The 22157-nt window shown below is 72.8% G+C and carries 24 protein-coding genes; 14 read left to right on the forward strand and 10 right to left on the reverse strand.

Annotation, left to right across the window (positions count from 1 at the left end; genetic code table 11):
• Positions 1–8: 8 nt before the first annotated feature.
• On the reverse strand, positions 9–1712 hold the full coding sequence (locus ACQEVB_RS22755; protein ID WP_432974626.1) for an SDR family oxidoreductase: 1704 nt from the start codon (positions 1710–1712) through the stop codon (positions 9–11).
• A gap of 135 nt (positions 1713–1847) precedes the next feature.
• Here ACQEVB_RS22755 and ACQEVB_RS22760 point away from each other — a divergent pair, with 135 nt between their 5' ends.
• Complete coding sequence (locus ACQEVB_RS22760; RefSeq protein WP_432974628.1) at positions 1848–2072, forward strand: hypothetical protein; 225 nt, start codon at positions 1848–1850, stop codon at positions 2070–2072.
• Here ACQEVB_RS22760 and ACQEVB_RS22765 read toward each other — a convergent pair.
• The 3 genes from ACQEVB_RS22765 to paaZ all read right to left on the reverse strand — a co-directional run bounded on the left by ACQEVB_RS22765 (position 2063) and on the right by paaZ (position 6302).
• Positions 2063–2941, reverse strand: a complete 879-nt coding sequence (locus ACQEVB_RS22765; RefSeq protein WP_432974630.1) for a lysostaphin resistance A-like protein — start codon at positions 2939–2941, stop codon at positions 2063–2065. The genes ACQEVB_RS22760 and ACQEVB_RS22765 overlap by 10 nt on opposite strands.
• 80 nt (positions 2942–3021) lie before the next feature.
• Complete coding sequence (gene paaK / locus ACQEVB_RS22770; RefSeq protein WP_432974632.1) at positions 3022–4335, reverse strand: phenylacetate--CoA ligase PaaK; 1314 nt, start codon at positions 4333–4335, stop codon at positions 3022–3024.
• Positions 4332–6302 (reverse strand): phenylacetic acid degradation bifunctional protein PaaZ, encoded by a 1971-nt coding sequence (gene paaZ / locus ACQEVB_RS22775; protein WP_432974634.1) that lies wholly within the window; start codon positions 6300–6302, stop codon positions 4332–4334. Before paaZ ends, paaK begins: the two co-directional genes overlap by 4 nt.
• A gap of 192 nt (positions 6303–6494) precedes the next feature.
• Between paaZ and ACQEVB_RS22780 the strand changes: the two genes are divergently transcribed.
• From ACQEVB_RS22780 to ACQEVB_RS22830, 11 genes are all read left to right on the forward strand, one after another.
• Positions 6495–7877, forward strand: a complete 1383-nt coding sequence (locus ACQEVB_RS22780; protein WP_432974636.1) for an FAD-binding oxidoreductase — start codon at positions 6495–6497, stop codon at positions 7875–7877.
• A 98-nt stretch (positions 7878–7975) separates the two neighbouring features.
• On the forward strand, positions 7976–8815 hold the full coding sequence (locus ACQEVB_RS22785) for an enoyl-CoA hydratase/isomerase family protein (protein ID WP_432974638.1): 840 nt from the start codon (positions 7976–7978) through the stop codon (positions 8813–8815).
• The gene (locus tag ACQEVB_RS22790) at positions 8812–9411 is read left to right on the forward strand and encodes a TetR/AcrR family transcriptional regulator (RefSeq protein WP_432974640.1); all 600 of its coding nucleotides are present in this window, start codon (positions 8812–8814) and stop codon (positions 9409–9411) included. Before ACQEVB_RS22785 ends, ACQEVB_RS22790 begins: the two co-directional genes overlap by 4 nt.
• On the forward strand, positions 9408–9797 hold the full coding sequence (locus ACQEVB_RS22795) for a GNAT family N-acetyltransferase (protein WP_432974642.1): 390 nt from the start codon (positions 9408–9410) through the stop codon (positions 9795–9797). The genes ACQEVB_RS22790 and ACQEVB_RS22795 overlap by 4 nt, the downstream gene beginning before the upstream one ends.
• 167 nt (positions 9798–9964) lie before the next feature.
• On the forward strand, positions 9965–10897 hold the full coding sequence (paaA, locus tag ACQEVB_RS22800) for a 1,2-phenylacetyl-CoA epoxidase subunit PaaA (RefSeq protein ID WP_432974644.1): 933 nt from the start codon (positions 9965–9967) through the stop codon (positions 10895–10897).
• Positions 10894–11178: a 1,2-phenylacetyl-CoA epoxidase subunit PaaB gene (gene paaB / locus ACQEVB_RS22805; protein WP_432974646.1), complete on the forward strand. Its 285-nt coding sequence runs from the start codon at positions 10894–10896 to the stop codon at positions 11176–11178. Before paaA ends, paaB begins: the two co-directional genes overlap by 4 nt.
• Positions 11175–12062, forward strand: a complete 888-nt coding sequence (paaC, locus tag ACQEVB_RS22810) for a 1,2-phenylacetyl-CoA epoxidase subunit PaaC (RefSeq protein WP_432974648.1) — start codon at positions 11175–11177, stop codon at positions 12060–12062. The genes paaB and paaC overlap by 4 nt, the downstream gene beginning before the upstream one ends.
• The gene (paaD, locus tag ACQEVB_RS22815) at positions 12056–12538 is read left to right on the forward strand and encodes a 1,2-phenylacetyl-CoA epoxidase subunit PaaD (protein ID WP_432974650.1); all 483 of its coding nucleotides are present in this window, start codon (positions 12056–12058) and stop codon (positions 12536–12538) included. Before paaC ends, paaD begins: the two co-directional genes overlap by 7 nt.
• 2 nt (positions 12539–12540) lie before the next feature.
• Positions 12541–13593 (forward strand): 1,2-phenylacetyl-CoA epoxidase subunit PaaE, encoded by a 1053-nt coding sequence (gene paaE / locus ACQEVB_RS22820; protein WP_432974652.1) that lies wholly within the window; start codon positions 12541–12543, stop codon positions 13591–13593.
• Between the two features lie 13 nt (positions 13594–13606).
• Positions 13607–14404, forward strand: coding sequence for a thymidylate synthase (locus ACQEVB_RS22825; protein WP_432974654.1), 798 nt, complete (start codon positions 13607–13609; stop codon positions 14402–14404).
• Positions 14401–14853, forward strand: coding sequence for a dihydrofolate reductase (locus ACQEVB_RS22830; RefSeq protein WP_432974656.1), 453 nt, complete (start codon positions 14401–14403; stop codon positions 14851–14853). Before ACQEVB_RS22825 ends, ACQEVB_RS22830 begins: the two co-directional genes overlap by 4 nt.
• 1 nt (position 14854) lies before the next feature.
• On the opposite strand, the gene ACQEVB_RS22835 is transcribed toward ACQEVB_RS22830, so the two are convergent.
• From ACQEVB_RS22835 to ACQEVB_RS22845, 3 genes are all read right to left on the reverse strand, one after another.
• Complete coding sequence (locus ACQEVB_RS22835; protein WP_432974658.1) at positions 14855–15193, reverse strand: hypothetical protein; 339 nt, start codon at positions 15191–15193, stop codon at positions 14855–14857.
• A gap of 231 nt (positions 15194–15424) precedes the next feature.
• Positions 15425–18154, reverse strand: coding sequence for a phosphoenolpyruvate carboxylase (gene ppc, locus ACQEVB_RS22840; RefSeq protein WP_432974659.1), 2730 nt, complete (start codon positions 18152–18154; stop codon positions 15425–15427).
• A 76-nt stretch (positions 18155–18230) separates the two neighbouring features.
• Positions 18231–18593: a YchJ family protein gene (locus ACQEVB_RS22845; protein ID WP_432974661.1), complete on the reverse strand. Its 363-nt coding sequence runs from the start codon at positions 18591–18593 to the stop codon at positions 18231–18233.
• Positions 18594–18625: 32 nt separating this feature from the next.
• On the opposite strand from ACQEVB_RS22845, the gene ACQEVB_RS22850 reads away from it, so the two are divergent.
• On the forward strand, positions 18626–19246 hold the full coding sequence (locus ACQEVB_RS22850) for an L-threonylcarbamoyladenylate synthase (RefSeq protein ID WP_432974663.1): 621 nt from the start codon (positions 18626–18628) through the stop codon (positions 19244–19246).
• Here ACQEVB_RS22850 and ACQEVB_RS22855 read toward each other — a convergent pair whose 3' ends face one another.
• Together ACQEVB_RS22855 and ACQEVB_RS22860 are read right to left on the reverse strand one after the other, a co-directional pair.
• Positions 19247–19483 (reverse strand): hypothetical protein, encoded by a 237-nt coding sequence (locus ACQEVB_RS22855; protein WP_432974665.1) that lies wholly within the window; start codon positions 19481–19483, stop codon positions 19247–19249.
• A gap of 28 nt (positions 19484–19511) precedes the next feature.
• Complete coding sequence (locus ACQEVB_RS22860; protein ID WP_432974667.1) at positions 19512–20579, reverse strand: serine hydrolase domain-containing protein; 1068 nt, start codon at positions 20577–20579, stop codon at positions 19512–19514.
• A 54-nt stretch (positions 20580–20633) separates the two neighbouring features.
• On the opposite strand from ACQEVB_RS22860, the gene hemQ reads away from it, so the two are divergent.
• Positions 20634–21329 carry a hydrogen peroxide-dependent heme synthase gene (hemQ, locus tag ACQEVB_RS22865; RefSeq protein ID WP_432974669.1) on the forward strand — a complete coding sequence of 232 codons (696 nt, stop codon included), beginning with the start codon at positions 20634–20636 and terminating at the stop codon, positions 21327–21329.
• 15 nt (positions 21330–21344) lie between these two features.
• On the opposite strand, the gene ACQEVB_RS22870 is transcribed toward hemQ, so the two are convergent.
• Entirely contained in the window at positions 21345–22121 is a 777-nt protein-coding gene (locus ACQEVB_RS22870; protein ID WP_432974670.1) for a helix-turn-helix domain-containing protein, read from the reverse strand.
• Between the last annotated feature and the right edge of the window lie 36 nt (positions 22122–22157).

Genomic DNA, 22157 nt, shown 5'->3' on the forward strand with positions numbered 1-22157 from the left:
ACCTCCGTTCAGCTGGGACCGATGTCTCGACGGGCGATCGCGCGCACCAGCCCGGGAGTGAGCCGGTACGCGGCCAAGGAGACGTGCGCCTCCGGCGTGACGGGCTGGAGGGCGGGATTGCGCTCGGCTGCGGAGACGATCTGCGCGGCCACGCGGTCGGGGGTGTAGTTGCGCCGCCTGTAGAGCGCCGTGACGGAGTCCTGCCGGCGCTTCTCGGTGGCCTCGTCGGCGCCGACGAACCGGGTGGTCGCGGTGATGTTGGTGTGCACGACGCCGGGGCAGATCGCGGTGACGCCGATGCCGTGCTCGGCCAGCTCGGCGCGCAGGCACTCGGACAGCATCAGCACGGCGGCCTTCGTCGTCGCGTACGCCGACAGCGCCTTGGCCGGCGTGAACGCCGCGGCCGACGCCGTGTTGACGATCTGCCCGCCCTCGCCGTGCTCGCGCATCTGCGCGGCGAACAGCCGGCAGCCGTGGATGACGCCCCACAGGTTGACGTCGAGGATGCGCCGCCAGTCGGCCACCGTGGTGTCGGCGAACGGGCCGGCCATCCCGATGCCGGCGTTGTTGACCACCAGCTGCGGCACGCCGTGCTCGGCGGCGACGCGCTTGGCGAACTCCTCCATGGCGTCCCCCTCGGCGACGTCGACCTGATAAGCGCGGCCGCTCCCCGCCAGCCGGACGGTCTCGGTGGCCGTGTCGAGGTCGCGGTCGGCGGCCACGACGTCCGCGCCGAGCTGCGCGAACGCGCGCGCCGTCGCCCGGCCGATGCCGCTCCCCGCGCCGGTGACGACGACGGTGCGGCCGGCCCAGCGCCCACCGCTGCGGACGCGCGCCTTGCGCAGGGCGGGCGCGACCGGCCGGTCGGGGTGCTCGACCGCGTCCACCAGCTCGCGCACGCAGCGGGCGATCACGTCCGGCCGGGCGCGCGGCAGCCAGTGGCCGCCGGGCAGCGTGCGGATCGCGAGGTCGTCGACGAACCGGCCGATCTCGGTCTGCATCGGCGTCGACACGTACGCGTCGCCCTCGGGAGCGAGCACCTGCACCGGCACGTCGGTGCGGCGCTGCGCCGGCCCGCCGAGGCGGGCGAGCATGTTGGCGCGGTAGAGCTCGATGCCGTTGACGCCGTCGCGCAGCGCGGGCCGGGGGATCCGCTCGCGCCGGGCGAGGAAGCCGCCGAAGAGCCCGGACCGCCACGCCAGCTCCGGCACCACCGGGAGCTGGAAGAACGCGATGTACCAGGAGTGCAGCGCCTGCCGCAGAGTCGCGGGGGAGGGGCGGCGCATCCACGCGCCGACGTGGTCGAGGCACGGTCCCGAGATCGACGTGTACGACGCGATCCGCGCGCGCAGGCGCGGGTCGGTGACCGCGTGCCAGGTCTGGATGGCGCCCCAGTCGTGCGCGAGCAGGTGCACCGGCCGGTCCGGGCTGACCTCGTCCAGCACGGCGGTGAGGTCGGCGGCGAGCTGGTCCATGAGGTAGCCGGAGCGGTCGGCCGGCTGGTCCGAGGCGCCCGCGCCCCGCACGTCGTAGGTGACGACGTGGAAGCGGTCGGCCAGCTCGGCCACGACGCCGTCCCACACGGTGTGGTCGTCGGGGTAGCCGTGGACCGCGACGATCGTCGGGCTCTCGGGATCGCCGTGCGCGTACGCGGCGAGCGTCAGCCCGTCCGTGGTGCTGACGCGCCGGTGCCGTACCTCGCTGTTGGACACGGTGTCATCGTAGATTCTGTGTCAATAAATCACTGAGCGGTGGGTAAGGGTCTTCTGACCCCGCAGCAACTGCCGCGTGACGCGCGTCACGCCGATCCTTGTCCTACCCCACCCGGAACGACATCGGAGCAGGTCATGACCACTCGGACGAGCACACTGACCGGACGCGACCGAGCCATCCTGCGTGCCGTGGCCGCGGGGCACGCCGAGCTGGGCACCGGCTCCGTCCTCTACGTCGACGGGCGGTACTGCAGCGACCAGACCGCCGGCTGGCGGCTGACCAAGGCCGGTCTGATCGCTGCGGCGCAGGGCGCCACCGGCGAGCGCGTCCCGGCCGTCCTGGTGGGCAGCTACGCCTGATCCGGCCGGTACCCGAGCCGCCCCCGCGTCGCCACGAGGCAGCCGATCGCGAGCACACCCGAGGCGAGCAGCAGGGAGGTGAGCGAGTCGGTGTTCGGGTCCAGCGTCGGGAACATCGGCGCGAGCACCAGGGTCGCGGTGCTGTTGATGCCGCAGTGGAACAGCATCACGATCGGCAGGCTCTGCCCGGTGCGGTTGAACAGCCACGTCATGACGACGCTCAGTGCCACCGCGGCGACCAGGAACTCGCCGACCATCCGCCAGGTCACGTCCGGCCAGCCGCCCCACTCGGTGAGGAACAGCGGCAGGTGCCACCCGCCCCACAGGACGCCGAGCAGCAGCGTGCCAGCCAGCGGCCCGAGCCGGCGCTGCATCAGCGGCAGCGCGAAGTCGCGCCAGCCCGGCTCCTCGGCCAGCCCGGTCGTCAGCAGCTGGGCGAGCAGCATCGGCACGTACGCCAGCACCAGCGCGGCCGTCGGCGGCTGCACGCCGGCCCAGGCGCCGGGCAGCAGCAGCGTCGTCGCCACGTAGACGACCGGGACGCCGACCAGCACCGCGAGGTACCAGCGCAGCCCCACACGCCACCGGATCAGCCGCGCACCCCATTCACGCAGCCCCGCCCGCCCGTACGCCAGCGCGGTGACCAGGAACGCCGCCGTGATCGGCCCGAGGTAGGCGCCCGGCAGGAGGCCGAGGGTCTGCGCGTCGCCCCACAGCTCGGGGATGTTGATCGGCAGCAGGCCCAGCCCGGTCGTGCCCAGCACGTACGGCGTCCAGGCGAGCCAGCTGAGCAGGTAGGAGAGGGTGAAGAACGAGGTCAGCGGGTAGCGGCCGACGATCGTGGCCGGCGAGAGGGAGGCAGGGTGCACGGCCCGAGCACACCAAGCAGGCGCCCGTCGGACATCACGGTCGGCCCCCAGGTCGCAGGTGGGGCCGGCCCTACCGGCGCTCAGGCGTCGCGGAGGTCCTTCACCCGCTGCAGCTTCCCGACCGAGCGTTCGAGCGTGTCCGGGTCTACGACCTCGCAGCCGACGGTCACGCCGACCGTCTCCTTCACCGCCTGGACGAGCTCCGCGGCAGCAGCTGCGCGCCGGTCGGCGGGCGTCTCGGGGCGGGCCTCGACGCGGACGCCGAGCGCGTCCATCCGGCCCTCCCGGGTGCGGACGAGCTGGAAGTGCGGCGACAGGCCCGCGACGCGCAGCACGACCTCCTCGATCTGCGTAGGGAACACGTTCACCCCGCGCAGGATGATCATGTCGTCGCTGCGGCCGGTGATCTTCTGCATGCGCCGCATGCCCGGCCGCGCGGTGCCCGGGAGCAGCCGCGTGAGGTCGCGCGTGCGGTAGCGGATGATCGGCAGGGCCTCCTTGGTGAGCGAGGTGAACAGCAGCTCGCCCTCCTCGCCGTCGGGCACCGGCTCGCCGGTCTCCGGGTCGACGACCTCGGGCAGGAAGTGGTCCTCCCAGATGTGCAGCCCGTCCTTGGTCTCGACGCACTCCTGCGAGACGCCGGGGCCCATCACCTCCGACAGCCCGTAGATGTCGACGGCGTGCATGTCCATGCGGTCCTCGATCTCCAGCCGCATCTGCTCGGTCCACGGCTCCGCGCCGAACACCCCGACCTGCAGCGACGTCGAGCGCGGGTCGATGCCCTGGTGGGCCAGCTCGTCGACGATCGTGAGCATGTAGGACGGCGTGCACAGGATCGCGTCGGGCGCGAAGTCGCGGATCAGCTGCACCTGGCGGGGGGTCATGCCGCCGGAGATGGGGACGGCGGTGGCGCCGAGCCGCTCGATGCCGTAGTGCGCGCCGAGCCCGCCGGTGAACAGGCCGTACCCGTAGGCGTTGTGCACGATGTGCCCCGGCCGCACCCCGGCCGCCCGCAGCGAGCGCGCCATCAGGTCGGCCCAGACCGAGATGTCGTTCTCGGTGTAGCCGACGACGGTCGGGCGCCCGGTCGTGCCGGACGATGCGTGGATGCGCCGCACCTGCTCCCGCGGCACCGCGAACAGCCCGAACGGGTAGTTGTCGCGCAGGTCGGCCTTGGTGGTGGTGGGGAACTTCGCGAGGTCGGCGAGCTCGCGGCAGTCGTCGGGGTGCACGCCGGCCGCGTCGAACGCCTTCGTGTAGTGCGGCACGTTCGCGTACGCGTTCCGCAGGGTCTGCTGCAGCCGCTGCAGCTGCAGCGCGCGCAGCTCGTCGACCGACATGCGCTCGGCCGGGTCCAGCGTGTCCGGCGCGGCCGCCTCCCCGAGGCGGGTCATTTCGCGACCAGCGTGAGCACGTCGTAGCGCGCGACGGACTGCCCGTCCTGGCGCGTGACGTCGGCGTCCCAGCGCACCTCGCCGTAGTCAGCGGTGTCGCGCGGGGTGATCTGCTTGCAGGTGAGCGTGACGGTCAGCGCGTCGCCGAACTTGACGGGCGTGAGGAACCGCAGGTTGTCGACGCCGAAGTTGGCCAGCACCGGCCCCGGGTCGGGGTCGACGAACAGGCCGGCGGCCAGCGAGACGATGAGGTAGCCGTGCGCCACCCGCTCGCCGAACAGCGGGTTCGCGGCGGCCGCCTCGGCGTCCATGTGGGCGTAGAACGTGTCGCCGGTGAACTCGGCGAAGTGCTCCACGTCCTCCTGGGTGACGGTCCGTGGCCCGGCGACGATCGTGTCGCCGATGGCGAGCCGGCTGAGGTCCTTGCGGAACGGGTGCACGTCACCGACCGCGCGCTGCGATCCGGTGACCCAGCGGCCGGTGATCGCGGTGAGCGTGTCCGGGTCGCCCTGCACGGCGGTGCGCTGCATGTGGTGCAGCACGCCGCGGATGCCGCCCATCTCCTCGCCACCGCCGGCGCGGCCCGGGCCGCCGTGCACGAGCTGCGGCATGGGGGAGCCGTGCCCGGTCGACTCCTGCGCGTCGGCCTGCGTGAGCACGAGCACCCGCCCGTGGAACGGCGCGACGCCCAGCACCACCTCGCGGGCGAACGCGCGGTCGCCCGTGACGACGGACCCGGCGAGGCTGCCGAGCCCCCGTGCGGCGTAGTCGATCAGCTGGGCGGTGGACTCGTACGGCAGCACCGTCGAGACCGGCCCGAACGCCTCCACCTCGTGCGGCTCGGCCCGCTCCGGGTCGCCGACCAGCAGCACCGGGGCCTGGTAGGCGCCCGGTCCGTCGGGCTGCTCGCCCTCGTACGCGATGCGGCCGGCGTCGCTGAGCGCCTTGATGCTGCGCCGGACCTCCTCGCGCTGCTCCAGGCTGGCCAGCGCGCCGATCGGGGTCTCGGCGAGTTTGGCGGAGGCGGCTGCCACGACCGCGTCCACGTGCTGGGCGGGCACGAACGCACGCCGGATCGCGGTGCACTTCTGGCCGGCCTTCACCGTCATCTCGGTGACGAGCTGGCCGACGTAGAGATCGAACTCGGGCGTGCCCGGCTCGGCGTCGGGGCCGAGCGCCGAGAAGTTGAGCGAGTCGGCCTCCGCGGTGAACCGCACCCCGTTCCGGACGATCACGGGGTGCGCCCGCAGGGTGGCGGCGGTGGCCGCCGAGCCGGTGAAGGAGACGAGGTCCTGGCCGGTCAGGTGGTCGAAGGTGTCGCCGAGCGAGCCGGCGACGAACTGCCAGGTGCCCTCCGGCAGCAGCCCGGAGTCGACGATCAGCTCGGTCAGCTTCGCGGTGAGGAAGGCGGTGGGGCTGGCCGGTTTCACCACGCTCGGCACGCCGGCGAGGAACGCGGGCGCGAACTTCTCCAGCGGCCCCCACACCGGGAAGTTGAACGCGTTGACCTGCACCGCGACCCCGTGCAGCGGGGTCGCGACGTGCTGGGCGACGAACGTGCCGCCGCGGGAGAGCGGCACCACCGGCCCGTCGACGTAGACGGTGTCGTTGGGCAGCTCCCGCTTGCCCATCGACGCGTAGGAGAACAGCACGCCGATGCCGCCGTCGACGTCGAACTTCGAGTCGCCCTTGGTGGCGCCGGTCTGTGCCGACACCGCGTACAGCTCCTCGCGCTGCTCGCGCAGGTGCGTGGCCAGCGCCTTCAGCAGTGCGGCTCGCTGGTGGAAGGTGAGCGCGCGCAGGGCCGGGCCGCCCACGCGCCGGCCGTGGTCGAGCATCGCCGCGAAGTCGATGCCGGCGGAGGAGATCCGGGCGATCTCGGCGCCGGTGGTGGCGTCGTGCAGGGGCCGCCCCTCCTCGGCGGGTGTGTGCCATCCCCCGGACACGTAGCTGCGCAGCACCGACACGGGTAGCCTCCAGTGGCTCGACCGACCGTTCGTTCGGGAACGTACCAGGGAAGGAGTGCGCGCGGAACCGTCGGCCGGACGGGCGCGGCCCGAACGGGTGGAGCCGCGGTCCACCCGTTCGCCTATCACGGCTGGATAACGGCACTCCTCTCGGGTGCGAGTCACCCGGGTCTTCAACGAGGAGGAGTGGCCATGAGCACTGTGACGGAACTGCGAGAGGCGATGACCGGTCCGGTGATCGCGCCCGGCGACCCGGACTACGACGAGGCCCGTCGCGTCTGGAACGCCGATGTCGACAAGCGTCCGGCGTTGATCGCGCGGTGCGTGTCGACGGCCGACGTCGTCGCTGCGGTGGCCTGTGCGCAGGCAGAGGGGCTGGAGATCGCCATCCGGTCCGGGGCCCACAACGTCGCCGGCCGCTGCACCTGCGACGACGGGCTGATGATCGACCTGAGCGGGATGCGCGACGTGACGGTCGATCCGGAGGCGCGGCGCGCCCGCGTGCAAGCCGGAGCCCTGCTCGGGGACCTCGATGCCGCTGCCCAGGAGCACGGCCTCGCCGTACCCCTCGGTGCGATCAGCCACACCGGCGTCGCGGGGCTCACGCTCGGCGGTGGCATGGGTTGGCTGACCCGGCAGGCCGGCCTGACCATCGACAACCTGGAGTCCGCGGAGATCGTCGTGGCCGACGGGCGCGTGCTGCGGGTCTCCACCGCAGAGAACCCGGACCTGTTCTGGGCGATCCGTGGTGGCGGCGGGAACCTCGGCGTGGTGACCGAGTTCGAGTTCCGGCTGCACGAGGTCGGGCCCATGGTCGAGTTCGGGATGTTCTTCTGGGAGGTCGAGCGGGGCGCCGACGCGCTGCGCCTGATGCGCGACGTCGTCGGCGGGCTGCCGCGGTCGCTCAACGCCTTCATCGCGTTCACGAACGCGCCGCCCGCGCCGTTCGTGCCCGAACAGCACCACCACCAGCCGGGGTACGTGCTCATGCTGGGCGGGTTCGGTGATGCCGCCGAGCACGGGCAGGTCGTCGAGCGGATCCGGGCGGAGCTGCCGCCGCTGTTCGACTTCGTCACGCCGATGCCGTACACGGAGGTGCAGAAGCTGCTCGACGAAGGAACGGCGTGGGGCTTCCACTGCTACGAGAAGAGCATCGAGATCGACGACTTCACCGAGCCGGTGATCGAGGTGCTGGCCGAGCGGCTGCCGCAGAAGGCGTCGCCGCTCACCGTCCTCGTCGCCTACCGGCTCGACGGGGCCTACTCGGAGGTCGGCGAGGACGAGACGGCGTTCGGCGGGCGTCGCGATCCGCGGTACGAGCTGTTCATCTTCCCGATCTGCGCCGATGCGGAGACCCTCGTGCCCGAGCGGGCCTGGGCTCGGGACATCTGGGATGCATTGCGGCCACTGAGCCGCAGCATCGGCGGCTATGTCAACTCGATGTCCGACGAGATCGACGAGGACCGGGTGCTGGCTGCGTACGGACGCGCCAAGCTCGACCGGCTGGCCAGGATCAAGGCCGAGTACGACCCGGGCAACGTGTTCCACCGCAACATCAACATCAAGCCCGTCTGACCCGCGCCGATCCACCCGGCCCGGGTGCCCGGCAAGGTGCCCGGGCCGGCCAGGCCACGACGCGACCGATCGTTCGGTCGGGCGCTACGCTGCGGTCCATGGCTGACGAAGAGGTGGCGGCGTCGGATCCCCAGCCGGGCACCGATCCCGCGGTCCTGCTGATCCGCGACGAGACCGACCCGGCGGTGGCGGTGCTGACCCTCAACCGCCCCGCCAAGTACAACGCGCTCACCACCGAGCTGAAGACCGCGTTGCTGGCCGCGATCCGCGAGCTGGAGACGCAGGCCGACGTGCGCGCGCTCGTGGTCACCGGTGCCGGCCGCGCGTTCTGCGTCGGCCAGGACCTGGGTGAGCACGCGGCCGCGCTGGAGGCCGACCCGTCCACGGCGTTCGACACCGTCAACGAGCACTACAACCCGATCGTCTCCGGGCTGGTCGACCTCGCGTTCCCCGTGATCGCCGCCATCAACGGGCCGTGCGTCGGCGCCGGACTGGGCTTCGCGCTGGCCTGCGACCTGCGGGTCGCCGCCGCCGGCGTGCGGTTCTCCACCGCGTTCACCGGGATCGGGCTCAGCGCCGACTCCGGGCTCTCGGCGAGCCTCGCGCACGCCGTCGGCGTGGCCCGCGCGACGGACCTCCTGCTGCTGAACGAGCCGTTCACGGCGGAGGAGGCGGCGACCTGGGGTCTGGTGCGCCAGGTGGTGCCGGCCGACCAGGTGCTCGACACGGCGCTCGACCTGGCGCGGCGGCTCGGCGCCGGGCCGACGAAGGCGTACGTCGAGGTCAAGCGGGCCGTCCGGCGCGGGGCGATCTCCGCGCTGCCGGACGTGCTGGAGGCCGAGGGTGCCGCGCAGGCCCGCCTCGCCGCCACGAAGGACCACCAGCAGGCGGTCGCCGACTTCCTCGCGAAGCGGACCCCGACCTTCTCCGGTTCGTGAGTACGAGCACGGGTCGGCGCCCGCGGCGCCCGACGAGCGGGCCCGGCTCGTTGCTCGAGGTGTGCGTCGTGGAGTTCAACACCCGCGGCTACGACGCGACCAGCATGGAGGACCTCTCCCGCGCCGCCGGCATCACGAAGTCGTCGTTCTACCACCACTTCGCCAGCAAGGAGGCGCTGCTGCGGGCCGGGCTCGAGGTCGCGCTGGACGGCCTGTTCGAAGTGCTCGACGCGCCCGGCGCGACGACCGGGACCCCCGCGGAGCGGCTGCGGTACATCGTGGCCGCGCAGGTGGCGGTGCTGCAGCGGGAGCTGCCGTACGTGACGTTGCTGCTGCGGGTGCGCGGCAACACCGAGACCGAGCGGTGGGCGCTGGAACGTCGCCGTGCCTTCGACGGGCGGGTCGCCGCGCTCGTCCGGGAGGCCGTGGAGGCGGGGGAGCTGCGCGCCGGGCTGGACCCGACGCTGGCCGCACGGCTGCTGTCCGGCCTGGTCAACTCGGTGGCGGAGTGGTACCGGCCGGGGCGCCCCAGTGGTGCGTCCGTGCCCGAGGCGGTGGCCGACGCCGCGTTCGCGGGGATCCTGCCGGCGCGGTGATCGAGTACGCGGTCCGCGGGCCCGTCGACGACGCGGAACTCTCGCGGCTGCACGCCGCGGCCTTCGACGTGCCAGTGGTGCTGCAGCCGTGGGCGGCGCGGCTCGCCGCGCACAGCCTCACCTGGGTCACGGCGACCGACGACCGACTCGTCGGGTTCGTCAACGTGGCGTGGGACGGCGGCGCCCACGCGTTCCTGCTCGACACGGTCGTCGACCCGGATCGGCAGGGCGCCGGCATCGGGCGGGCGCTCGTGGCCGCGGCGACCCGGGCCGCGGCCGCGGCCGGGTGCGCGTGGTTGCACGTCGACCACGTCGAGGAGCTGACGCCGTTCTACGCGGCGTGCGGGTTCCGGCCGACGGCGGCGGGGCTGATCCGGCTGGTCTAGCCGCCGCCCGGCCAACCTCACACACGGGTGGGTCCCTTCACACATGTTCGGACATGTGTGAAGGGGCCTAACGGTGTGTGACGTGCGCTGGGACTGTCCGCCGGCTTGCGCTTCCGCCCACCCTGCGGCATCCTAAACCGACCGAACATTCGGTAGAGGAGGGGCGCGTGGACGACCTGCAGACGCGGTTCGACGAGACCATCGCTGCTGACCAGCGCATCGAGCCGCGCGACTGGATGCCCGAGGCCTACCGCAAGACGCTGGTGCGGCAGATCGCCCAGCACGCGCACTCCGAGATCATCGGGATGCAGCCGGAGGGCAACTGGCTGCTGCGCGCGCCCAGCCTGCGCCGCAAGGCGATCCTGCTGGCCAAGGTGCAGGACGAGGCCGGGCACGGCATGTACCTGTACAGCGCGGCCGAGACGCTCGGCGTCGACCGCGCCGACCTCACCGAGATGCTCATCGAGGGCCGGCAGCGCTACTCGTCGATCTTCAACTACCCGACGCTGTCCTACGCCGACATCGGCGTGATCGGCTGGCTCGTCGACGGGGCCGCGATCTGCAACCAGGTGCCGCTGTGCCGCTGCTCGTACGGGCCGTACGCGCGGGCGATGATCCGCATCTGCAAGGAGGAGTCGTTCCACCAGCGGCAGGGCTACGAGCTGCTGCTCGCCATGATGCGCGGGACCGACGCGCAGCGCGCCATGGTGCAGGAGTCGGTCGACCGCTGGTGGTGGCCGTCGCTGATGATGTTCGGCCCGCCGGACGGCGACTCGCCCAACACGCAGCAGTCGATGGCCTGGAACATCAAGCGCCACACCAACGACGAGCTGCGCCAACGGTTCGTCGACATGACGGTGCCGCAGGCCGAGGCACTGGGCGTCACGCTGCCGGATCCGGAGATCCGCTGGAACGAGGAGCGTCAGGCGCACGACTACGGCGAGGTCGACTGGACGGAGTTCAAGGCCGTCCTCGCCGGCGCGGGCCCCTGCAACGCGCAGCGGATCGCGCACCGGCGCCGCGCCCACGAGAACGGCGCGTGGGTGCGCGAGGCAGCCACGGCGTACGCCGAGAAGCAGTCGCGAAAGGTGGCGGCATGAGTCGCGACTGGCCCCTCTACGAGGTGTTCGTGCGCGGCAAGCGCGGCCTCAACCACGTGCACGTCGGTTCCCTGCACGCCGCGGACGACGAGATGGCGCTGCACAACGCGCGCGACGTCTACACCCGTCGCAACGAGGGCGTGAGCATCTGGGTGGTGCGCGCCGACGCGATCACCGCGTCGAGCCCGGGGGAGAAGGACCCGTTCTTCGCGCCCGCCGGCGACAAGGTCTACCGCCACCCGACGTTCTACGTGATCCCGGAGGAGGTGCCGCACCTGTGAAGGAGGAGACCGTCTACGACGCGCTGTCCGACGCGCACGACGAGCACGGGCAGTGGGCGTTCGGCACCGGCATCGAGGACGTCGCGACCGAGATCACCGCGCCCGTCCCGGACGGGGTGGACGCCGCCGACCTGGCGGCGTACTGCCTGATGCTCGGCGACGACGCGCTGGTCTACGGGCACCGGCTCACCGAGTGGGTGTCGAACGCGCCGGAGCTGGAGGAGGAGGTCGCGCTGGCCAACACCGCGCTCGACCTCGTCGGCCAGGCCCGGGTGCTGCTGTCCCGCGCCGCGCACCTGGGTGCCGGCGCGGACGAGGACGATCTCGCCTACCAGCGCCGCGAGGACCAGTTCCGCAACGTCGCGCTGGCCGAGTTGACCGATGCCGGCGACTTCGGGCACGCGATCGCCCGCTTGCTCCTGTTCTCGTCGTGGCGGCTGGCGCTGCTGCAGCGGCTGGTGGACTCGCGCGACCCGGTGCTGTCGGCCGTCGCGGCGAAGGGCGTGAAGGAGGTCGCCTACCACCGTGACTACGCCGCCCGCTGGACGCTGCGCCTCGGCGACGGCACCGACGAGTCGCACCGCCGGATGCAGGCCGCCCTGGAGGTCGTGTGGCCCTACGTCGAGGAGCTGTTCCGCGTCACGGACGTGGAGGAGCGGCTGATGGCGGCCGGGGTCGCGGCCGACCCGGCGGCGACCCGGGCCGACGTCGACGCCGTACTGGCCGAGGTGCTCCCGCCGGCGACGCTGACCAGGCCGGACCGTCCGGCGATCGGCACGATCGGCGGCCGTGGCGGCCGCCATGGCGTGCACACCGAGCAGCTCGGGCACATGCTGGCCGAGATGCAGAGCCTCGCCCGCCAGCACCCCGGAGCCCAGTGGTGAGCGCCCGGGAGATCGCGGGTGCGGTCCTGGACCCCGAGATGCCGATGCTGACGCTGGCCGATCTGGGCGTGCTGCGCGAAGTCGAGGAGGACGGCGACCGGGTCACGGTCACGATCACGCCGACCTACTCCGGCTGCCCCGCGGTGGCCGAGATGCGCGCGGACCTGCGACGCCGCCTCGCCGACGCCGGCTACCGCGACGTCGAGGTGCGCACGGTCCTGTCCCCGGCGTGGTCCACCGACTGGATCACCGACGCCGGCCGGCGGGCGCTGGAGGAGCACGGCATCGCGCCGCCGGGAGCCGCGCCACGCGGGCCCGTGACCCTCACCCTGGCCCCGCCGTCGACGGTCGTGCGCTGCCCCCGTTGCGGCTCGCCCGCCACGGAGGAGACGTCCCGGTTCGGGCCGACGGCGTGCACGGCGCTGCGCCGCTGCTCCGCCTGCCGCGAGCCGTTCGAGCACATGAAGGAGCTGTAGCCATGGCCGGCTTCCACAAGCTCCCGGTGGCCGACGTCGAGCGCCTGTGCGACGACGCCGTCGCCGTCACCTTCGCGGTGCCCGACGACCTGCGCGACGAGTTCGCGTTCCGGCCCGGCCAGTACCTGACGCTGCGGCTCATCGCCGACGGGGTGGAGGAGCGGCGCTCGTACTCGATCTGCGCGCCGGCCGGGGCGCCACCGCGGGTCGGGGTGCGCAAGGTCGACGGCGGCATGTTCTCCGAGTGGCTGGTCGACCGGCTCGCGCCGGGCGACACGGTCGAGGTGGCGCCGCCCGCCGGCCTGTTCACGCCCGATCTCGACACCCCGAAGCACCACGGCCTGATCGCCGCCGGCTCGGGCATCACACCGGTGCTGTCGATCGCGGCGAGCGTGCTCGCCGACCCGGCGTCGACGGTCACGCTGATCTACGGCAACCGGCGCACCGACACGGTGATGTTCACCGAGGAGCTCGCCGACCTGAAGAACGCCCACGGCCCGCGCCTGCAGCTCATCCACGTGCTGTCCCGTGAGCCGATGGCGGCCGAGATCTTCTCCGGCCGGCTCGACGTCGAGCGGCTGGGCCGCATCCTGGACGGGCTCGTCGCCGTCGAGGACGTGGACGAGTGGTGGCTGTGCGGACCGCTGGGCATGACCACGGCCGCGCAGGAGGTGCTGCTGGCCCGCGGCGTCACGAAGGACAAGGTGCACCGCGAGCTGTTCTACGTCGACGAGCCACCGCCGGAGCTCCACCGCGCCGAGGCGGAGGTGACGGGGGAGACGAGCGAGGTCACCGTCGTCCTCGACGGGCGCGCCACCACGCTGACCCTGCCCCGGGCCGAGACCGTGCTCGACGCCGCGCAGAAGGTCCGCGCCGACCTGCCGTTCGCCTGCAAGGGCGGGGTGTGCGGCACGTGCCGGGCGAAGGTGCGCGACGGCGAGGTCGAGATGCGCCGCAACTACGCGCTGGAGGACGACGAGGTGGCGGCGGGCTTCGTGCTGACCTGCCAGAGCCGGCCCGTCAGCGCGTCCGTGACGGTCGACTACGACGCCTGATTACGCTGGTCGCATGCCGGACACTCAGTACGAGGACCTGCTCCGACTCGTGCTCGACACGGGCGCCCGCAAGGCCGACCGCACCGGCACCGGCACCCGCTCGATCTTCGGCCACCAGCTGCGCTACCACCTCGCCGACGGGTTTCCACTGGTCACGACGAAGAAGGTCGGGTTCCGCTCGCTCGCCTACGAGCTGCTGTGGTTCCTGCGCGGCGACGGCAACGCCACCTGGCTGCAGGAGCACGGCGTCACGATCTGGGACGAGTGGGCGGCGCCGGACGGCGACCTGGGTCCGATCTACGGCGTCCAGTGGCGGTCGTGGCCGACGCCGGACGGCACGCACGTCGACCAGATCAGCGAGGTGCTGCGCACGCTGCGGGAGAACCCGGACTCGCGCCGGATCATCGTCTCGGCCTGGAACGTGGCCGACATCCCGCGGATGGCGCTGCCGCCCTGCCACGCGTTCTTCCAGTTCTACGTGGCCGACGGCGAGCTGTCCTGCCAGCTCTACCAGCGCAGCGCGGATCTCTTCCTCGGCGTGCCGTTCAACATCGCCAGCTACGCCCTGCTGACGCACATGATCGCCGATCAGGTGGGGCTGCGGGTCGGTGACTTCGTCTGGACGGGCGGCGACTGCCACATCTACGACAACCACGAGGAGCAGGTGCGCACCCAGCTGGCCCGCGAGGCGCGCCCGTTCCCCACGCTGCACCTGAAGCCGGCCGAGAGCCTGTTCGACTACACCTACGAGCACTTCGTGGTCGACGGCTACGACCCGCATCCCCTGATCGCCGCGCCGGTCGCGGTGTGATCGGGCTGATCTGGGCCCAGTCGGCGAACGGTGTCATCGGCCGCGACGGGACGCTGCCCTGGCACCTGCCGGAGGACATGGCGCACTTCAAGACCGTCACGGCCGGTGCCACCGTCCTGATGGGCCGGCGCACCTGGGAGTCGCTGCCGCCGCGGTTCCGGCCGCTGCCGGGCCGGCGCAACCTCGTCCTCTCGCGCACGCCGCAGGAGGTGGAGACCTTCCCCGACCTGGAGGCCGCGCTCGCCGCCGCGACCGGTGACGTCTGGGTGATCGGCGGCGCGGCGGTGTACGCCGCTGCCCTCCCGCGGGCGGACCGCATCGAGGTCACCGAGATCCGGGAGCACGTCGACGGCGACACCTACGCGCCGGACGTGGGCCGCCCGCCGAACTCGGTGGGGGAGTGGCAGGAGTCGACGACCGGCCTGCACTACCGGTTCGTGAGCTGGTGAGCTACTTCTGCGGCGCCGGGCACGAGCCCGTCTGCTCGCCTTCCGAGTTGATCTCGGCGTTGCTGCGCGGATCGCCCGCGTAGTCGATCCAGTTCGTGCACGACGTGTCCGCGCGGTAGGGCCGGGGTGTCGGGCAGGTGCCCGTCCGCTCGCCGAGGGAGTTGAGCTCGGCGTTGCTGCGGGGGTCGCCGGCGTAGTCGATCCGGTTGGTGCAGGAGGTGTCGGACGCCTGCGCCGGTGTCGTGGGCGGCTGAGTTGGGGCGGCGCCGACCGGCGTCGCGCAGCCGCCGACCAGCCCGGCCATCATGATCATGAGCGGGACCGCCGACCGTGCGCGCACGGGGACACACTACGACCCGTCGATCAACAACTCCCGCAGGGCGGCCGCGAAGGCACGCGGATGGGTGGCCATGCCGTTGTGCGCGCCGGGCAGCTGCGCGACGGGCACGTCGAGGAGCTCGCCGAGCGCGGGCCCTCAGCCACGGCCGGGTTCCGCGTCGAGAACGACGTTACGGTGAATTGAATCGATTCAAAACCACCGTAACGTCGTTCTCGACGCGTTCCCCGCGGCTCAGCCCGTGTTCTTCAGCCCCGCCGCGATGCCGTTGATCGTCTGCAGCAGGGCGCGCTCGACGTCGGGGTCGGTGTCGCCGGCCCGGCGCCGCGCGAGCAGCTCCACCTGCAGCCGGTGCAGCGGTTCCAGGTACCCGTCGCGGACGGCCAGGGTGTTGCGCAGCACCGGGTGTCGCCCGAGCAGCGTCGGTGAGCCGGTGAGCGCCAGCACCTCGCGACGGGTGCGGTCGTGCTCCTCGACGATCTGCTCGAAGATCGGCTGCAGGTGCGGTTCGACGAGCGCGTCGACGTAGCGGCGGGCGATCCGAAGATCGGTCTTGGTCAGCGTCATCTCGACGTTGCCGACCAGGTTGGCCATGAACGCCCACTCGATCATCGCCTCGAGGTCGCGGCCGTACCCGGCCTCGCGGGCCGCGGCCAGTCCGCTGCCGAGCCCGTACCAGCCGGGGACGACCATGCGCGTCTGCGTCCAGCCGAACACCCACGGGATCGCGCGCAGGTCGTCGAGGGTGGGGGCGCCGGCGCGGGGCCGCTTCGCCGGCCGGGAGCCCACGTTGAGCCGCCCCAGCTCGTCGACGGGCGTGGCGGCGGCGAAGAACTCCGGCAGCCCCGGTGTGTCCACGAGCTGCCGGTACGCGGTGCGGGCGGCGTCGGAGACGCAGGTCATGACCTCGTCCCAGCGGGCGCGGATGTCGGCGGGCCAGCGCCCGGACTGGTGCAGCAGCGTCGCGTCGATCATGGACGCGAGCAGGATCTCCAGGTTGTCCGTGGCGAGCGGGGGCAGCGAGTACTTGTCGCTGATCACCTCGCCCTGCTCGGTGAGCTTCATGGTGGCGTCGACGGCGCCGGGCGGGGCCGAGGCGACCGCCTCACCGGCCGGACCGCCACCGCGCCCGACCGAGCCGCCCCGGCCGTGGAAGAGCCGCAGCCGCACACCGTGCCGGGCCGCGACGTCGCGGAGCTGCCGCTGGGCGCGGTGGATCTCCCACTGCGACGTGGTGATGCCGGCGCCCTTGTTGGAGTCGGAGTAGCCGAGCATGACCTCCTGCAGGTCGCCGCGGTTGCGCACCTGCTGGCGGTAGCCGGGGTCGCTGAGCAGTCCGTCGAGCAGCTCACCCGCCCGGGCCAGCTCCTCGACGGTCTCGAAGAGCGGCACGAGGTCGAGCGAGCTGCGCGGCCCCGTGTCGCGACTGCCGCGCAGTTCCACCATGTACGCCTCGCGGGCCAGCACGGTGACGGCGAGGATGTCGTCGACGTCCCGGCACATCGAGACGATGTAGGTGCGCACTGCCTCCTGGCCGAACTCGTGCTGGATCTCGTGCACGACGTCGAAGATGGCCATGACGTCGGCGGCCGCGGCGGGCAGGCCGTAGTGGCGGCGGACGAGCGGGCGCGGGCTCGCCAGCTCCCGCGAGAGCAGCGCGCGGCGCTCGTCGCGGGAGAGCTCGGCGTACGGGCGGTCCAGCTCACCGAGCTCGTCGTAGATCGCACCGAGGGCGGCATGGTGGCGCTCGGAGTGCTCGCGCACGTCCAGCTCGGCCAGGTGCAGCCCGATGGCCTCGGCGGCGCGGCGGGCGGTGGCGAGCGTGCCGTCGGCGATGCGGGCGCCCCGGTGCGCGCGCAGCGACCGGTCGAGGACGGCCAGGTCGGCCAGGTAGAGCTCGGTGCCCAGGTAGTCGCGGCCGGGCACGTGCGGCCCGCCGGTGGCGATCCGGGTGCGCGTGTTCTCCAGCCGTGCGTGCACGTACGACAGCGCCAGCCGGTAGGGCTCGTCGGCGTTGGTCTGCTGCCAGCGGTCGTACACGGCGGGCAGCGCGCGGCGGTCGCGCGCCAGCGCCCCGCGCAGCTCCTCGGAGACGCCGACGATCTTCGTGGAGATGCCCAGCTCCTGGGCCAGGCGCTCGACGAAGCGGAGGTGGATCCGCAGGGCGCGGTCGGCCTGCATCGCGACGATCTCGCGGGTGACCTGCGGGGTGACGTTCGGGTTGCCGTCCCGGTCGCCGCCGACCCAGCTGCCGAGCACGATCGGCCGGCCGGCGCCGGGCAGCGCGAACCCGGCGGCGCGCGCCTCCCGCTCGTACGCGCCGACGAGGTCGGGCACGGTCCGTTCGGCGAGGCGCTCCAGGAACCAGTCGACGCCACGTGCCTCGTCGGCCACGGACGGCTTGCCGGGGCGGATCTCGTCGGTCTGCCACAGCGTGTCGATGAGCGCGGCCAGGTGCTCGTCGGGCTCGTCGTGGTCGAGCGCCTCGGCCACCCGGCGCAGCACCGCCAGCACGGTCTGCCGGGACGACTCGGTGGGGTGCGCGGTGAACACCGGCCGCAGCTGAGCCCGCGCCAGGACGTCCTCCACCTCGGCGGCCGGCAGGTCGGACGCGGCCAGCCGCTGCATGAGCACCCGCAGCGGGCGGCGGTCCGCGGGGCGCAAGTGGCGCAGCTCCCGCGAGCGGTGCAGCTGCTCCGCGATGTTGGCCAGCTGGAAGTACTGGGAGAACGCCCTGGTCAGAGCCAGCGCCGTGCCCGAGTCCAGGTCGTGCAGCACCGCGGTGAGCTCCCGCTCGTCCCCGGCCCGCGCGAGCTTGCGCACGCGTTCGACGAGGTCGAGCAGCTCGGAGCCGCCGTGCTCGGCGAGGGTGTGCCCGAGCAGCGTGGAGAGCCTGCGGATGTCGGCACGCAGCGCGTCGTGCTCGGCTGCGGAGACCACACCGGCGGGGGACAGGTCGGTCACGGGCACGCTCCCGTCGAGTGATGACGAGCCGCTCGCGACGACGGGTGCGGCATCCCAACGCTGGGACTTTACCGGTTCAGACGGGCCCGACGTAGACCCAGTGCCCGTCGAGCTTACGGAACGCGCTGTCCTCCTCGACGACGCCGCCCGCGTGGTGCGCGCGGAAGTGCACGGTGCCGGTCTGCGCGAACAGTCCGCCGTCGGTGACGCCGCGGATCTCCAGCCCGGTCCAGCGGGCACGTGGGTTGAGCCCGAGGGTCTGCGGCCGGGTCGCCGGATCCCACGTCCGGAGCAGGTACTCCTCGTCGGACCGGACGAACGCGGTGTACCGCGAGCGCATCAACAGCTCGGCCGTGGGCGGGGCGGCGCCGTCGTGGAACCGGCCGCAGCACGCGGCGTAGGGCTGGGGAAGACCACACGGACAGGTTGGAGCCGGCACACCCACAGTCTCGCGCCCTATGCTCCGCCACCATGGCCCGGTACTTCGATGTGCACCCCGTCGATCCGCAGCGCCGCGCGATCGGGCAGGTCGTCGACCTGATCCGCGACGGCGGCCTGGTCGCCTACCCCACCGACTCCTGCTACGCCCTGGGCTGCCAGCTCGGCAACGCGAAAGGGCTCGAGCGGATCCGCGAGATCCGCCACCTCGACGACCGGCACCACTTCACCCTGGTCTGCCGCGACTTCTCCCAGCTCGGCCAGTTCGTGATCGTGTCGAACGCGATGTTCCGCCTGGTCAAGGCCTCGACGCCGGGCCAGTACACGTTCATCCTACCCGCCACGAAGGAGGTGCCGCGGCGGTTGCTGCACGCCAAGAAGAAGACCGTCGGCGTGCGCATCCCCGACCACGCCGTGGTGCAGGCGATGCTGGAGGCGCTCGGCGAGCCGCTGCTGTCGTCCACGCTGCTGCTGCCCGACCGCGCCGAGCCGCTGACCCAGGGCTGGGAGATCAAGGAGGAGCTCGACCACCTCGTCGACGCGGTGATCGACTCGGGGGAGTGCGGCACCGAGCCGACCACCGTCGTCGATCTCTCGGGGGACGAGCCGGAGATCATCCGGGTGGGCGCGGGCGACCCCAGCCGGTTCGAGTAGTCAGCCTTCGGGCGGGGCGGTCTCGGCGCTTGTCCGCCGCTCGTCGGCGGCATCGGCGGGCGCACCGGCCCGCGTGGCTGCCGCGACCCTGGCCTCGGAGTCCCGCAGCACCTCGGCCGCCGACGCGCGGCGGTCCTCGCCGCCCTCCTCGGCCGCCGCCTCCTCGGGCAGGGGCGGCTCGGCCCTGCTGCTGATCTGCTCCTCGCCCACGGCGCCGGGCGACTGATCGGTTCCCATGCTCCCGGCTACCCCGGCAGCGGGCCGGCTACCCGTCGAGCACCATCCGCGCGGTGCGCTCGAAGTCCGCGATCAGGCCGCCGCTCCCCACCCCGAACAGGCACTGCGTGAGCAGCAGCGCGGTCGTGCCGCGGCGCAGGTCGGTGAACCAGTAGGTCCCGGTGCCGCCCGCCCACCCGATCGACGACTCGTCGTACACCGACAGGCCGAAGCCCCAACCGCGGTCGCCGAGGATCGCCGAACCCTTCTGCTCCGGCATCAGCTGGTCGGTGGTCATCGCCGTGAACAGATCCGCCGGCAGCAGGTGGCCGCCGCGGGCGAGCATGCCGGTGAACGCGAGCAGGTCGGCCGCGGTGGAGACCAGCCCGCCCGATCCGCGCGGGAACGACGGCGGCCGGCTCCACGCCCCGTCGGGCGGATCGGCGACGACGAGCCCGTCGGGTCCGTGCTCGTGCAGGGGTGGGAGTGCGGTCGCGTGAAATGCGGTCGCGGTCATCCCGAGCGGGTCGAACACGCGCTCGTGCAGCACCGCGCCCAGGTCCTGGCCCGTTGCCCGGGCGAGGAGGGTCCCGAGCACGTCGGACCCGGTGTCGTAGGTCCACCTGGCGCCCGGCTGGTGCATCAGGGGCAGCGTGCCGAGCCGGGCCAGCCACTCGTCAGGGCCGAGCGGGACGGGCGGCAGCGGTGGCCCGAGCCCGAGCTGCAGCTCGTCGGCCGCGCGCAGGACGGGCGCGTCGGGCGGCACTGCGGGGTCGACGCCGAAGCCCCACGTGAACGTCAGTAGGTCGCGCAGCGTGATCTCGCGGTCGGCGGGCACGGTGTCGTCGAGCGACCCGGCCGGGCTGGTCAGGACCCGGCGCCCGGCCAGCTCCGGCAGCAGCTCGGTGACCGGTTCGGCGAGGGCGAGCACGCCGTCGCGGACGAGGAGCAGGGCGGCCACGGCCACCATCGGCTTGGTGAGCGAGGCGATGCGGACGACGGTGTCCGGCGCGTACCCGCCCTGCGCGTCGATCGCGACCTCGTCGACCCGCGCGAGCGCGACGACGGCCGGCAGCCCGTGCGCGGCCACCGCATCCCGGACCGGTGAGACGTCCATGACTGATCCGACCACGCCCGCGGCCGGAACTCATCGCCGACCTACCATGGCGTCATGGCCCGCCTGGACTACGCCGAACTGAACAGCACCATCCGCTACACGATGTGGTCGGTGTTCCGGGTCCGCCCGGGCGTGCTGGGTGACGACCGCGCCGGCGTCGCCGCCGAGACCACGGCGTTCCTCGACGCGCTCGACGGCAAGGGCGTGACCGTTCGCGGCGTGTACGACCTCACCGGCCTGCGCGCCGACGCCGACTTCATGATCTGGTGGCACGCCGACAACGTCGAGGCGCTGCAGGCCGCGTACGCCGAGCTGCGCCGCTCGACGGCGCTGGGCCGGGCCAGCGACGCCGTGTGGAGCCAGGTGGCGCTGCACCGTCCCGCCGAGTTCAACAAGAGCCACGTGCCGGCGTTCATCGCCGGCGAGGAGCCCAAGGGCTACGTGTGCGTCTACCCGTTCGTCCGCTCGTTGGACTGGTACCTGCTGCCCGACCAGGAGCGCCGCCAGATGCTCGCCGACCACGGCAAGGCCGCGCGCGGCTACGCCGACGTGCGCGCCAACACGGTGCCGGCGTTCGCGCTCGGCGACTACGAGTGGATCCTCGCGTTCGAGGCCGACCAGCTCGACCGCATCGTCGACCTCATGCGCGACCTGCGCGCCACCGAGGCCCGCCGGCACGTCCGCGAGGAGACGCCGTTCTTCACCGGCCCGCGGGTGGCGCCGGGCGCGCTGGTGGCCACGCTGCCCTGAGCGCGAACTCGCGGGTCACCGTCGACGCTCCCGCTCTCCCAGGATCTCTGCCGTCGCCTCGTCGGCGGGGAGGAAGGCTTCGAGCTCCAGCTCCGCGAGCGTGACGTCGGTCGCGGTGGCGAAGGACGTCAGCGTCGTGATGAGCCGGAGATGGCCGTCTCGGGACTCCAGCTCCAGCGGCACGGCGAACCCGAGCGCGTCCGGCTCGTTCGTGAGCGGCGGGAGGTAGTCCTCGAGCTCGAGGAGCAGCACCTCCAGCGACGGGTCGGGGTTCCGCGCCAGCCGTGTGCGCAGGTTCTCGGTGATGTGCCGACCCCATTCCGGCAGGTTGCCCACCCGCGGCGCGATCCCCCGCGGATGCAGGGCCAGCCGGAACGTGTTGACGGGCGGGCGGAGCAGCTCGGGGTCGACGTCCTCGTAGAAGACGTCGAACGCGCGGTTGGCGGTGAGGAGCACGCCGTGCGGGCGCGCGATCATGGCCGGGTACGGGAGGTGACCGTCGAGGATGGTGTCGAGCGCGCGCCGCACAGGACGCAGCGCCGCGTCGTCGAGCGGGGACTCCGGGAACGCCGGCGCGAAGCCCGCGGCGCGGAGGAGCTCGTTGCGCTGCCGGAGCGGCAGCTCCATCGCGTCGGCCAGGCGCGTGACGACTCCGGGGCCCGGGCGCGACCGCCCCTGCTCGATGAAGCTGACGTACCGCTGGGTGGTGTCGGCCCGCACGGCCAGCTCGAGCTGGCTCAGCCGGCTGGCCTTCCGCGCTCGCTGCAGGAGCGCCGGGAACAGGTTGGTCACGAACCCTGTCGTACCGGTCGCAGGGCATCGTGGCGA

This window comes from Pseudonocardia sp. CA-107938 (genome assembly GCF_050936315.1).
Taxonomy (GTDB): Bacteria; Actinomycetota; Actinomycetes; order Mycobacteriales; family Pseudonocardiaceae; genus Pseudonocardia.

Coding starts and splice junctions, on each gene's coding strand:
- paaE (WP_432974652.1), top strand. CDS start 12,541: ATGGCCGGCTTCCACAAGCTCCCGGTGGCCGACGTCGAGCGCCTGTGC.
- paaB (WP_432974646.1), top strand. CDS start 10,894: ATGAGTCGCGACTGGCCCCTCTACGAGGTGTTCGTGCGCGGCAAGCGC.
- paaK (WP_432974632.1), bottom strand. CDS start 4,335: ATGACCCGCCTCGGGGAGGCGGCCGCGCCGGACACGCTGGACCCGGCC.
- ACQEVB_RS22860 (WP_432974667.1), bottom strand. CDS start 20,579: ATGGACGTCTCACCGGTCCGGGATGCGGTGGCCGCGCACGGGCTGCCG.
- ACQEVB_RS22760 (WP_432974628.1), top strand. CDS start 1,848: ATGACCACTCGGACGAGCACACTGACCGGACGCGACCGAGCCATCCTG.
- ACQEVB_RS22780 (WP_432974636.1), top strand. CDS start 6,495: ATGAGCACTGTGACGGAACTGCGAGAGGCGATGACCGGTCCGGTGATC.
- ACQEVB_RS22855 (WP_432974665.1), bottom strand. CDS start 19,483: ATGGGAACCGATCAGTCGCCCGGCGCCGTGGGCGAGGAGCAGATCAGC.
- hemQ (WP_432974669.1), top strand. CDS start 20,634: ATGGCCCGCCTGGACTACGCCGAACTGAACAGCACCATCCGCTACACG.
- ACQEVB_RS22850 (WP_432974663.1), top strand. CDS start 18,626: ATGGCCCGGTACTTCGATGTGCACCCCGTCGATCCGCAGCGCCGCGCG.
- ACQEVB_RS22825 (WP_432974654.1), top strand. CDS start 13,607: ATGCCGGACACTCAGTACGAGGACCTGCTCCGACTCGTGCTCGACACG.
- ACQEVB_RS22785 (WP_432974638.1), top strand. CDS start 7,976: ATGGCTGACGAAGAGGTGGCGGCGTCGGATCCCCAGCCGGGCACCGAT.